This is a genomic window from Rossellomorea oryzaecorticis (assembly GCF_045897515.1).
In the GTDB taxonomy this organism is placed as follows: Bacteria; Bacillota; Bacilli; order Bacillales; family Bacillaceae_B; genus Rossellomorea; species Rossellomorea enclensis.
Genome location: NZ_JBJOSA010000011.1, coordinates 61899 through 74203 on the forward strand (window position 1 = coordinate 61899; position 12305 = coordinate 74203).

The following is a 12305-nucleotide window of genomic DNA, read 5'->3' on the forward strand; positions in this document are numbered from 1 at the left end:
CTTGAAGATATAGAAAGCAAAAGGAATAAGGAGGTGGCGTATAATGAATAAGGACCCTAAGGATACAAGAGTGGTCGTCGGGATGTCCGGCGGTGTGGACTCTTCAGTTGCTGCTCTTCTTTTGAAAGAGCAAGGATACGAAGTCATCGGGATTTTTATGAAGAACTGGGATGACACGGACGAAAATGGAGTATGCACAGCGACCGAGGATTATAATGATGTCATTCGCGTATGCAATCAAATTGGAATCCCTTACTACGCTGTCAATTTTGAAAAACAATATTGGGATAAGGTATTCACCTATTTCCTTGATGAATACAAAGCCGGCAGGACGCCGAACCCGGATGTGATGTGCAACAAAGAAATCAAATTCAAGGCATTTCTTGAGCACGCGATGAAACTAGGCGCAGATTATCTTGCAACCGGGCACTATGCCCAGGTCGAATACCGCGATGGGGAATATAAGATGTTCCGCGGAGTCGATAACAATAAAGATCAAACCTACTTCCTCAATCAACTTGGGCAGGATCAGCTTGAGAAAGTCATGTTCCCGCTTGGCGGGATCGATAAGAAAAAGGTACGGGAAATTGCGAAAGAAGCAGGACTGGCGACCGCTGCCAAAAAAGACAGTACGGGAATCTGCTTTATCGGTGAAAGGAATTTCAAGGATTTCTTAAGCAATTACCTTCCTGCGCAGCCGGGCAATATGGAAACGATGGACGGCAAAGTGATGGGCAATCATGACGGATTGATGTATTATACTATCGGACAGCGTCACGGCCTTGGGATCGGCGGTGCCGGAGATCCATGGTTCGCCATCGGAAAAGACCTGGAACGTAATGTACTGTATGTTGGACAGGGATTTGAACATCCTGCATTGTATTCCGACTCCATCCTTGCTGCGGATGTGCACTGGACGTCCGACAAAGATAAACCGTCTGAATTCAAATGTACGGCTAAATTCCGCTACCGTCAGGCTGACAATTCTGTAACGGTGGTCCCGCTCGATAATGGGCAGGCAAAAGTGATCTTCGATGAACCGATCCGTGCCGTAACACCGGGACAGGCCGTTGTATTTTACGATGGAGACGAATGTCTCGGCGGCGGAACGATCGATACCATCTATAAAGACGAAAAGCAACTGACCTATGTAGGCTGATGATGCCTGCGGGTTAAGAATGATAAGGACTGTGAAGAAGGGAGTTATTATCCTTCGTCCCAGTCCTTTCTTTACGCTCTTTCACATGTGCAAATATGGTATACTGAGAGCAATTCGAACCTGAAAATCAACTGGTTAAAATACATAATAATATGATAGAGGTGCTGAAAATGGATAAGAACTTAAAAGGAGTCGAGTTATTGCAGGAAGGAAAACTCGAGGAAGCGGTGAAACTCTTTACTGAAGCAATAGAAGAAAACCCGAAAGATCCAGTGGGATATATCAACTTCGGAAATGTCCTGTTGACCGTCGGTGACAATGAAAAAGCAAAGTCTTTCTTCGAAAGGGCGGTTTCGGTCGACGAAGATGCAGCTGCTGCGTACTATTCACTTGGTAATCTATACTTTAATGAAGAGGATTATGATTCTGCAAAGGATCAATTCGAGAAAGCTGTCCATAAAGGGATGGAAAATGCAGACGTCTACTTCATGCTTGGTTTAAGCCTTGTTAATCTGGAGCAGCCTAAATTTGCCATCCCCTACCTGCAAAGAAGTGTGGAGCTCAATGAAGAAGACATCGAAGCACACTTCCAGCTTGGATTATGCCTTGCGCAGGCTGAAGCGTATGAGGAGTCAATCGGTCAGCTTTCAAAGGTCATTGAACAGGACCCGGGACATGCAGATGCTTACTATAATCTGGGAGTGGCATATGCAGGGTATAAGGATGATGCAGACAAGGCGCTTGAGTATTTTAATAAAGCGGTCGAGATTCAGCCCGATCATATGCTGGCAGGATACGGCATCAAGATGATCGAGAAATTGAAGAGCGAATAGTTAGGGGGTTTCTAAACCTTGAGCCAGCAGGATTCAATGAAGCTGTTTGGAGATGAAGAAACGTATATCAAGGGCAGGCATCTTGTGACGATATTTCATAATGAGGAAAATCTGTATACCGTTGTAAGGATCCGGGTGGATGAGACGAACCATTCTTATGAAGAGAAGGAAGCAGTCATCACAGGCCACTTCCCGCGCATACATGAGGAAGAGACATATGTGTTTTACGGACGCTTCCAGGAACACCCGAAATTCGGTATGCAATTTCATGCGAATCATTTCAAAAAAGAGATCCCGCAGACAATCCAGGGGGTCGTCCATTATCTATCGAGCGATCTGTTTAAAGGTATCGGTAAAAAAACAGCGGAGAAGATTGTAGAGCATATCGGAGAAAATGCCATTTCAAAAATTCTTGAAAACCCCGGGGTGCTCGATGAAGTACCTAAACTTCCCCCTGAGAAAGCAAAAAACATTTATGACACGCTGACGGAGCATCAGGGACTCGAACGTGTGATGATCGCCTTGAATGATCTTGGATTCGGTCCGCAGATTTCCATGAAGATCTATCAGGCTTACAAAGAACAGACACTGGAAATCATCCAGAAAAATCCATATAAATTGGTGGAAGACATTGAAGGGATCGGTTTCACGAGGGCTGACGAACTGGGTTCGAAAATCGGGATTTCCGGAAGTCATCCGGACAGGATAAAGGCCGGATGCCTTTATACCCTCGAACAAGTCTGCGTGAAGCAGGGGCATGTATTCCTTGAAGCAGAAGAGCTTATCATGACGGTAAAGGAACTTCTTGAGAAGAGCCAGCCGGGAAAAATAGAATATACCGAGATATCCACTCAACTCGTATCGCTCGAAGAAGAAAGCAAGGTGGCCGGAGAAGGTTCAAAGGTATATGTCCCTTCTCTGTACTTCTCCGAGAAAGGGATCGTCACGAGCATCGAGAAAATTCTATCCCAAAAGCAATATGAAGATCAATTCCCGCAATCGGAGTTCCTGCTGGCTCTGGGGGCACTTGAGGACAGGCTTGGAGTCCAGTATGCCCCATCCCAAAGGGAAGCGATCGAAACGGCATTGATGTCACCGATGCTCCTCTTGACAGGGGGCCCGGGTACGGGGAAGACCACGGTCATCAACGGGATCGTGGAACTTTTCGCCGATCTTCACGGATGTTCCCTGGATCCAAAGGACTATAAAGATGAACCTTTTCCTGTATTGTTGACGGCCCCAACAGGGAGGGCGGCCAAACGCATGACTGAATCGACCGGTCTGCCGGCAATGACCATCCACAGGCTGCTCGGCTGGAATGGGCAGGAAGGCTTTCAGAGTGACGAGGAACGTGCCATAGAAGGAAAACTGTTGATTGTCGATGAAGTGTCGATGGTGGACACCTGGCTCGCCCACCAGCTCCTGAAAGCACTTCCCGATGATATTCAGGTCATTTTTGTCGGTGATGAAGATCAGCTCCCTTCGGTTGGGCCCGGGCAGGTCCTTAAGGACATGCTGGGGTCGGGGGTGATCCCCACTGTCAGATTGACGGATATTTACCGTCAGGAGGAGGGTTCATCGATCATTGAGCTTGCCCATAGTATGAAAAAAGGGCAGGTTCCTGCCGACCTGACAAAGCAGCAGAAGGACCGGTCTTTCTTCCCGTGCCGGACGAATAAGATTCCGGAAGTTGTCCGTAAGGTAGTCGAAAACGCCAAGAAAAAGGGCTACACACCAAAGGATATACAGGTGCTTGCTCCCATGTACAGAGGGGCTGCGGGTATTGACAGCCTGAACAAGCTGCTTCAGGAAATTTTCAACCCCAATGATGGGACCCGGAAGGAAATAACCTTCGGGGATGTCCACTACCGGATCGGTGATAAAGTCCTGCAGCTGGTGAATCAGCCTGAGAACAATGTATTCAACGGGGATATCGGGGAGATCGTCTCGATTTTCTATGCAAAAGAAAACACCGAAAAACAGGACATGATCATCGTTTCCTATGAGGGTACTGAAGTCACGTATACAAGGCAGGACCTGACCCAGATTACCCATGCCTACTGCTGTTCGATCCATAAATCACAGGGAAGCGAATTCCCCATCGTCATTTTACCGGTCGTAAAAAGTTATTTCCGCATGCTTCGCAGAAATCTTCTGTACACTGCGATAACAAGGAGCAAGCAATTTTTGATCCTGTGCGGTGAACTCGATGCCTTTAAACTCGGTGTGGAGAGAGAAGACGATTTTATGCGTAAGACGACACTGACTGAAAAACTTTCCCTCATCAATGACGGAGATGGGAAAGTTGATGAAGATAAAGAAGGTCTGTCTGCGGCAGAGATCATAATGAATGAAGATCCGATGGTCGGGATGGAAGGGATTACCCCTTATGATTTCATGGAAGCTGAATAAATACTGGTTTTACAAAGGTTAACAATCGAGGGTGCCGGCCATCCTTGTTTGTTATCCTTTTTTTAGCTTTTAAGTAAACCTTCATTTAATTTAGGTTGACATTAACTCGGGGAGAACGATATTCTTAAATAGTAATTAACTTTAACGTTGGGGGAAGAGAGAAATGAACAGAAAACTTAGAACCATTGACTTAACATTGGCAGGTATGTTTGTGGCACTTATGGCTGTTGGTGCCAATATTACATCCTTCGTACCATTCCTCGTCATCGGAGGAGTCCCCATCACGCTCCAGACGTTCTTTGCCATTTTGGCCGGTGCCATATTAGGAAGCCGGATCGGGGCGATTTCCATGACTGTTTATGCGTTGGTCGGTTTGGTGGGGGTACCGGTATTCGCGCGATTTGGTGCAGGATTTTCATCGATTTTCAGCCCGACATTCGGTTTTATCCTGGCCTATATCTTAACGGCCTATATAACAGGGAAAATCATTCAAAAGCATAAAGGAATCAAGGCCTATGTGGTCGCAGCCCTGGCAGGAATGGTGTTCAACTATGTGGCAGGGACCAACTGGATGTATGCAGCATACAAGCTGTGGGCGCAAGCTCCAGATGGCTTGTCTTACGGACTCGTTTGGTCGTGGATGCTTGTCCCGCTTCCAAAGGATATCATCCTTGCTGTCTGTGCAGGGATCATGGCACACCGCCTGGAAAAAACAGTGTTGTCAAAAAGTACATTCAGAAATGTGAATCGCGCAGCATAATAATATTTGGGGGGAATATGTTATGGATCATTCATGGAAGGACCTTGCTCTTGAAGTAATTCAGGGAAAAGAGCTCAGCGACGGCGAAGCGTTATCGATTCTGCAATGCCCGGACGGGGAGCTGCTTGAGCTCCTGAACGGTGCTTATCAAATCAGGAAACATTATTATGGCAATAAAGTTAAATTGAATATGATCATCAACACCAAGTCCGGCCTTTGCCCGGAAAACTGCGGATATTGTTCTCAATCGATTGTTTCAAAGGCTCCGATTGAGAAATACGCAATGGTGGACAAAGATACGATCATTAAAGGTGCGGAGAAAGCACACAAATTGAATGTAGGCACCTACTGCATCGTGGCAAGCGGACGCGGTCCGACCAATCGGGACGTAGATAAAGTGGTTTCGGCAGTAAAAGAAATCAAAGAAAACTATGACATGAAGGTATGTGCCTGCCTTGGCCTGTTGAAAGAAGACCAGGCAGAGAGACTGAAGGAAGCCGGGGTGGATCGATATAATCACAATATCAATACATCTGAAAACCATCATGAGCAAATCACGACCTCCCATACATATGAAGACCGCGTCAATACGGTTGAGATAGCAAAAAAGCAGGGGATTTCCCCGTGCTCCGGAGTCATTGTCGGGATGAAGGAAAGTCTTCAGGATGTAGTGGACATGGCACGCAGTCTCAAAGTACTGGATGCAGATTCGATTCCGGTCAATTTCCTGCATGCCATCGATGGAACGCCGCTTGAGGGTACAGATGAATTGGATCCAAGATATTGCTTGAAGGTATTATGCCTGATGAGATTCATCAATCCGACAAAGGAAATCAGGATCTCCGGCGGACGAGAAGTGAATCTCCGCAGTCTTCAGCCTCTGGGACTGTATGCAGCAAACTCCATCTTTGTAGGCGACTATCTGACAACGGCTGGCCAGCAGGAAACGGCCGATCACCAAATGCTGAAAGATCTCGGCTTCGAAATCGACTACACCAACGAAATCACCGCAGAAGAACTTGTTTAGCATATGCCTAAATGAAGGTTGGGCATAATTGAAAAAAGACTAACATATAGTACAGGCTTTGATTACCGCTCATGATTTCCGTGCAAGACTACGCTTTCCGCGGGTAGCCCGTGAGCCTCCTCGGCAAGCCTGCGGGGTCTCACCTGTCCAGCTGCAGGGCTTAGAGGCACATGTCATAAGTCAAACCGACCAAGAAGGCAAAGAACGCCTTCGTGGTCGCTTCGTCTTATGCCACACGCCTCTGAGCAAAGCCCCTCCGCTTTTCTTATAAGCTACTTTTCCCGCAGAAGTCTTCGTCTTGCACTCCAATCAACCGCTAAACAGAGCTATCATCTAGCTGTGCCATCAAACATAGTACCCGAACTTGTATTGCCTGCTAAAGGCAACACAGTTCGGTTTTTTTTTTATTAAAACACTTGTCCCGGCATTTAGTGCAGCCTTAATTTTACTCCCATACAATATTCTCCTTTTAAAACCGAGAGTGGAATGGAGCGGAAGGCACTTGACTCCGACGGGAGATAGAGGAAAAGTTGAGACCCCGCAGGCGGAACGCCGAGGAGGCTCAACTTCCTCCCCGCGGAAAGCAAGTGCCTGCAGCGCAATGTAACGTACTAAGTATTCATTATATCAAATCGTGAAAATTAGTTGGCTGCAATGGAAAAAGGTTGTCCTCATGAATTGGCGGAAATGCCTCACACTATATAAGAACGGTGTACGAAAAGTGTGCCGTTTGGGCGCGTTTTCCCGGGAACATGTATATCTTTCGCTTTTCCTGGACACGATGGTAGGGAATAATCTCCAGTTTTGCTGGTGCAATAGAGGTGACCTTACGATGAAATGTCCAAACTGTCAGAGCAAAGATATAGGGAAGATCGGGATCAACCAATATTACTGTTGGGGATGCTTCATAGAACTTTCCTTGTCAAAAGGAGTCATCCACACTCATCAGGTGGAAGAAGATGGATCATTAAGCTCTTTAGACGACTTGTTCGATGAGGAAGACCGCCAATTCATCTAGGAAGAGGTGTCTTTCTTGAACCGTACATTCGCATCAATTGTTGGTTTTGGAGCTGGAATCGCTGCATCAATTTATTCCCAGCGATCAAATATGATGAACAGAAAGCAAGTGAAAAGGCTTCGCAAACAAATGAAAAAGATGTTTTAAAGTAAATTTATTGACTGACTCTCCTTTACAGGTGGGTCAGTTTTTTATTTTGTGGTATAAAAACCTCCCCGTGATTCTAACAATAAGGGAAAGAAGGAGGGGTGGCAGTGGAAACAAGAACATATGCGAAATGGCTTTACAGGTTGTCCATTGCACTCGTCTGTGCCGTGTTCCTTTACATTCTTTTTTTACTCAAACCCGTGTGGCATCCGGTCCTTGAAGTAGTGATCCTTTCCCTTCTTCCATTTGCGATCGGGGGCTTCATCGCCTATCTGCTTCACCCCCTTGTGGAAAAACTTCATAAAGCGGGTATCCACAGAGGCATTGCCATCATGCTCATTTATATCTTTTTTTTCGGTGGGCTTGGGTACGCGCTTTATAAAGGAACCCCCATCATCATCCATCAATTAAAGGATCTTTCGGAAAATGCACCGATGTTTACTTCTCAATACCAAAAGTGGCTTCACTATATCCAAAGTAAAACTTCGACATGGCCGGACGGCATCCAGTCTCAACTGGATGACAGGATCGAAGGGATGGAAGCGTGGCTTACCGGGCTTGTGGCCGCTCTGATCGCGATTCTTCTGAAACTGATGAACAGCCTGCTCATCGTTGCGATCGTACCGTTTGTATCATTTTATCTCTTAAAGGATATAACAAAAGTAAAGAAATTCTTTTGGGAACTTACGCCTGTCAGATGGAGGGAGAGTGCGCTCAGGTTTTCAAGGGATGTTGATGAGTCACTGGGTGGGTATATACGGGGCCAGCTGTTTGTCTGTCTGGTCATCGGAGGCCTGTCTGCAGCCGTTCTTTGGTTCATGGGGATGAAGTATCCTTTGATACTGGGGGTAATCATGGGTATCACCAATGTCATCCCTTATTTCGGGCCCATCATCGGAGCGGTTCCGGCGATACTCGTTGCGAGCACGATTTCACTGAAAATGATCCTTTATGTGGTCATATTGGTCCTCGTCCTGCAATTCCTTGAGGGGAATATACTGTCACCTTTGATTGTCGGGAAAAGCCTCCATATGCATCCTTTGTTCATCATGGGTGCCCTGATCATCGGCGGCGAAGTGGGTGGAATCCTTGGGATGATCGTGGCCGTCCCGGTCCTTGCTGTACTGAAGGTGGCCTTCATACATGGAAGGACTCATTTCCTCCATGCAAAAAACTAGAGGGATATCATTGACAAAAGGTTTCAATATTTCTATAATCCAACATATACAATAAAGTTTACATGACGAAAATGTCGATGGATCCAGTAAGTCATAGCCCATCTGAGTGCAAAGGCACATAAGAGAGGAACTTCCCAGGCTGAAAGAAGTTCCAGATGAAGGATGACTGAAAGCTAATCCGGAGTGCAGGAAAAACCTGCCGTTGAACCGCGTTAAGGTGTTTGAGGGGTGAATATCGTTTTTATGATATTCACAACCAGGGTGGTACCGCGAGTCAGCTCTCGTCCCTGTTTTTGGGGATGAGGGCTTTTTTGTATTCTTTTTTACCTGCATAACTAAAGGAGGAGTTAAAATGAACAAGTTAACCGGCGCACAAATCCGCCAAATGTTTTTAGATTTCTTTAAAGAAAAAGGCCATGGTGTAAAACCAAGTGCTTCACTCGTGCCGCATGAGGATCCTTCGCTTCTTTGGATCAACAGCGGTGTGGCGACATTAAAGAAATACTTTGACGGGCGTGTCATTCCCCAGAATCCAAGAATTGTCAATGCCCAGAAGTCAATACGTACAAATGATATTGAAAATGTCGGTAAAACTGCACGCCACCATACATTCTTTGAAATGCTCGGAAACTTCTCGATCGGCGACTATTTCAAAGTAGAATCGATTGAATGGGCATGGGAGTTCCTGACGGATAAAAAATGGATCGGGTTTGATCCTGAAAAATTATCGGTCACCATCCACCCGGAGGATGAAGAAGCATTTGAAATCTGGAACAAGAAAGTCGGTGTTTCTGCCGAACGCATCATTCGCATCGAAGGGAACTACTGGGACATCGGGGAAGGCCCGAGCGGACCGAATACAGAGATATTCTACGACCGCGGTCCGGAATACGGCGATGACCCTAAAGATCCCGAGCTGTATCCCGGCGGGGAAAACGATCGTTATCTTGAAGTATGGAATCTTGTGTTCTCCCAGTTCAATCATAATCCTGATGGAACATATACACCGCTTCCGAAGAAAAACATCGATACCGGAATGGGGCTCGAACGGATGGCATGCGTCGTTCAGGAAGTTCCGACTAACTTCGATACAGACTTATTCATGCCGATCATGAAGGCGGTCGAAAAAATTTCAGGAAGCACATACGGTCAAAAAGAAGAAATCGATGTAGCTTTCAAAGTGATTGCCGATCATATCCGTACTGTTTCGTTTGCAATCGGTGACGGGGCTCTTCCTTCAAATGAAGGCCGCGGCTATGTGTTAAGACGTTTACTCCGCCGTGCCGTCCGCTTTGCAAAACAGATTGAAATCAATCGTCCGTTCATGTATGAATTGGTACCTGTCGTATCAGAAATCATGGTCGATTTCTATCCAGAGGTAAAAGAAAAAGCGGAATTCATCCAAAAAGTGGTGAAAAACGAGGAAGAACGCTTCCACGAAACATTGAATGAAGGTCTTGCGATTCTTTCTTCCATTGTGGAAAGAGAGAAGAAAGCTGGAAGCGATACGATCCCGGGGGAAGATGTATTCAGACTTTATGATACATACGGGTTCCCTGTCGAGTTAACGGAGGAATATGCTGAAGAGGAAGGACTTTCAGTCGATCATGCAGGCTTTGAGCGGGAAATGGAAGGCCAGCGTGAAAGAGCGCGTGCAGCTCGCCAGGATGTCGGGAGCATGCAGGTGCAGGGAGGCATCCTCAGTGATATCACGGCAGAAAGCAAATTTGTCGGTTATGACAGCCTGGAAGCAACTGCTGTCGTCCTTGAGGTACTGGTCGATAAAGAACGCCAGCCGAAAGTCGATAAAGGCCAGGAGTTCCAGTTCATCCTCGATCAGACTCCTTTCTACGCTGAAAGCGGCGGACAGATCGGGGATAAAGGATATCTTGAAGGCGATGGTGTGCGTGTATATGTAACCGACGTTAAGAAAGCACCAAATGGGCAAAACCTTCACTCTGCAGTCGTCGAAGAAGGAACCTTGAAAAAGGATCAAAAAGTAAAAGCAAAAGTTTCACGGAATTCCAGGAAGAACGTGGAGAAGAATCATACTGCTACACATCTTCTGCACCAGGCATTGAAGGAAGTTCTTGGTGAGCACGTAAACCAGGCCGGTTCACTTGTGGAACCTGACCGCCTTCGCTTTGATTTCTCTCATTTCGGATCAGTAACTGTTGAAGAAATGGAAAAAATCGAGAGTATCGTGAATGAGCAGGTATGGAAAGCCTTGACCGTGAATACAGATCTTAAATCTCTGGCAGAGGCAAAAGAAATGGGTGCGATGGCTTTATTCGGTGAAAAATACGGTGAAGTTGTACGCGTTGTATCCATCGGGGAGTTCAGCCTTGAACTATGCGGAGGATGCCACGTTTCTAACACATCTGAAATCGGATTGTTCAAAATCGTGTCTGAAAGCGGCATTGGGGCAGGAACACGCCGGATTGAAGCCGTCACGGGCGAAAATGCTTACAGGCTGTTGAACGATCAAGTAGCTCTCCTCAAAGAAGCAGCAAATAAACTGAAGGCGAACCCTAAAGATATCGTGAGCCGAGTGGACAGCATGATGGTTGAAATGAAAGATCTTCAAAGAGAAAATGAATCATTGGCTGCGAAGTTGTCTAACATAGAAGCAGGAAGTTTAACTGATAAAGTGAAAGTAATCGATGGCATCAACGTGCTTTCGGCTAAAGTCGGCGCCGCGGACAGTAATACATTGCGTACGATGATGGATGATCTCAAGCAGAAGCTTGGATCTGCTGTCATTGTCCTTGGTACTTCAGGGGATGGAAAAGTTAATGTCATTGCAGGCGTGACGAAAGATCTCGTCGACAAAGGTTACCACGCCGGCAAGCTGGTCAAAGAAGTGGCATCCCGATGCGGAGGCGGCGGAGGCGGCCGTCCTGATATGGCACAGGCCGGCGGTAAAAACCCTGAAAAACTTGAGGAAGCACTGCAATTTGCAGAAGAATGGGTGAAATCCGTTTAACTCTGCATTAAAGTGGTGTACAATGAAGGTAACGATGAACAATTCGTTTGTTTGAAAGACAAGCCTGAAGAGAGGTGCAAAGAATGAGTTCTTTTGACAAAACGATGCGATTTGATTTTTCCGACGAGCCATTTGAACATGATGTCAAGGAAGTCCTGCTTCAAGTTCATGATGCGCTTCAGGAAAAAGGGTATAACCCGATCAATCAAATTGTTGGGTACTTATTATCCGGGGATCCTGCGTATATCCCTAGACATCAAGACGCCAGAAATATCATCCGCCGCCTGGAACGTGATGAAATCATCGAAGAATTAGTCAAATCGTATTTGAGACAGCATAAAGAGGGATAATACATGCGTGTAATGGGACTGGACGTTGGTTCGAGAACTGTCGGCGTTGCGATCAGCGACGCCCTCGGCTGGACGGCGCAGGGAATCGAAACAGTGAAGATCAACGAAGAAGAAGGCAACTTTCGAATTGACCGGATCAAGGAATTAGCCGATGAGTACGAAGTGGATACGATCATTGTCGGCATGCCTAAAAACATGAACAATACGATCGGACCGCGCGGTGAGGCATCACAGGCTTACGGTGAACTTGTACAAAGCGAACTTTCCATCCCGGTTAAGTACTGGGATGAACGCTTAAGTACGATGGCTGCTGAGAGAGTCCTCCTTGAAGCTGACGTCAGCAGGAAGAAGCGTAAAAAAGTAATCGATAAAATGGCTGCAGTGATGATCCTGCAAGGATATCTGGACAGTCAAAAATAATGAGGTGAATGCTCG

General features: G+C 46.4%; 11 protein-coding genes. All 11 read left to right on the forward strand.

Annotated elements, in window-relative coordinates:
* Window positions 1-43: 43 nt before the first annotated feature.
* The 11 genes from mnmA (at window position 44) to ruvX (ending at window position 12290) form a co-directional block, all read left to right on the forward strand.
* Window positions 44-1159: a tRNA 2-thiouridine(34) synthase MnmA gene (gene mnmA, locus ACKA06_RS13650; RefSeq protein WP_411159902.1), complete on the forward strand. Its 1116-nt coding sequence runs from the start codon at window positions 44-46 to the stop codon at window positions 1157-1159.
* Window positions 1160-1329: 170 nt separating this feature from the next.
* Window positions 1330-1992 (forward strand): tetratricopeptide repeat protein, encoded by a 663-nt coding sequence (locus tag ACKA06_RS13655; RefSeq protein ID WP_411159903.1) that lies wholly within the window; start codon window positions 1330-1332, stop codon window positions 1990-1992.
* Between the two features lie 18 nt (window positions 1993-2010).
* Complete coding sequence (gene recD2 / locus ACKA06_RS13660) at window positions 2011-4404, forward strand: SF1B family DNA helicase RecD2 (RefSeq protein WP_411159904.1); 2394 nt, start codon at window positions 2011-2013, stop codon at window positions 4402-4404.
* 163 nt (window positions 4405-4567) lie between these two features.
* A complete protein-coding gene (locus tag ACKA06_RS13665) occupies window positions 4568-5164 on the forward strand; it encodes a biotin transporter BioY (RefSeq protein ID WP_411159905.1) in 597 nt (198 codons plus the stop codon).
* Between the two features lie 22 nt (window positions 5165-5186).
* Window positions 5187-6191 carry a biotin synthase BioB gene (bioB, locus tag ACKA06_RS13670; RefSeq protein WP_032087542.1) on the forward strand — a complete coding sequence of 335 codons (1005 nt, stop codon included), beginning with the start codon at window positions 5187-5189 and terminating at the stop codon, window positions 6189-6191.
* A gap of 832 nt (window positions 6192-7023) precedes the next feature.
* Window positions 7024-7209, forward strand: coding sequence for a hypothetical protein (locus ACKA06_RS13675; protein WP_032087543.1), 186 nt, complete (start codon window positions 7024-7026; stop codon window positions 7207-7209).
* Window positions 7210-7215: 6 nt separating this feature from the next.
* The gene (locus ACKA06_RS13680) at window positions 7216-7356 is read left to right on the forward strand and encodes a YrzQ family protein (protein WP_098151195.1); all 141 of its coding nucleotides are present in this window, start codon (window positions 7216-7218) and stop codon (window positions 7354-7356) included.
* A gap of 107 nt (window positions 7357-7463) precedes the next feature.
* Window positions 7464-8534 carry an AI-2E family transporter gene (locus ACKA06_RS13685; protein ID WP_032087544.1) on the forward strand — a complete coding sequence of 357 codons (1071 nt, stop codon included), beginning with the start codon at window positions 7464-7466 and terminating at the stop codon, window positions 8532-8534.
* 352 nt (window positions 8535-8886) lie between these two features.
* Window positions 8887-11520 carry an alanine--tRNA ligase gene (gene alaS / locus ACKA06_RS13690; protein WP_411159906.1) on the forward strand — a complete coding sequence of 878 codons (2634 nt, stop codon included), beginning with the start codon at window positions 8887-8889 and terminating at the stop codon, window positions 11518-11520.
* A gap of 83 nt (window positions 11521-11603) precedes the next feature.
* Window positions 11604-11870, forward strand: coding sequence for an IreB family regulatory phosphoprotein (locus ACKA06_RS13695; RefSeq protein WP_032087546.1), 267 nt, complete (start codon window positions 11604-11606; stop codon window positions 11868-11870).
* A 3-nt stretch (window positions 11871-11873) separates the two neighbouring features.
* On the forward strand, window positions 11874-12290 hold the full coding sequence (ruvX, locus tag ACKA06_RS13700; RefSeq protein WP_058297846.1) for a Holliday junction resolvase RuvX: 417 nt from the start codon (window positions 11874-11876) through the stop codon (window positions 12288-12290).
* Window positions 12291-12305: the final 15 nt, after the last annotated feature.

Bases quoted from the DNA above. Each gene is read 5' to 3' on its own strand.
- mnmA (WP_411159902.1), top strand. From the start codon at position 44: ATGAATAAGGACCCTAAGGATACAAGAGTGGTCGTCGGGATGTCCGGC.
- ACKA06_RS13655 (WP_411159903.1), top strand. From the start codon at position 1,330: ATGGATAAGAACTTAAAAGGAGTCGAGTTATTGCAGGAAGGAAAACTC.
- ACKA06_RS13665 (WP_411159905.1), top strand. From the start codon at position 4,568: ATGAACAGAAAACTTAGAACCATTGACTTAACATTGGCAGGTATGTTT.
- bioB (WP_032087542.1), top strand. From the start codon at position 5,187: ATGGATCATTCATGGAAGGACCTTGCTCTTGAAGTAATTCAGGGAAAA.
- ACKA06_RS13675 (WP_032087543.1), top strand. From the start codon at position 7,024: ATGAAATGTCCAAACTGTCAGAGCAAAGATATAGGGAAGATCGGGATC.
- alaS (WP_411159906.1), top strand. From the start codon at position 8,887: ATGAACAAGTTAACCGGCGCACAAATCCGCCAAATGTTTTTAGATTTC.
- ACKA06_RS13695 (WP_032087546.1), top strand. From the start codon at position 11,604: ATGAGTTCTTTTGACAAAACGATGCGATTTGATTTTTCCGACGAGCCA.
- ruvX (WP_058297846.1), top strand. From the start codon at position 11,874: ATGCGTGTAATGGGACTGGACGTTGGTTCGAGAACTGTCGGCGTTGCG.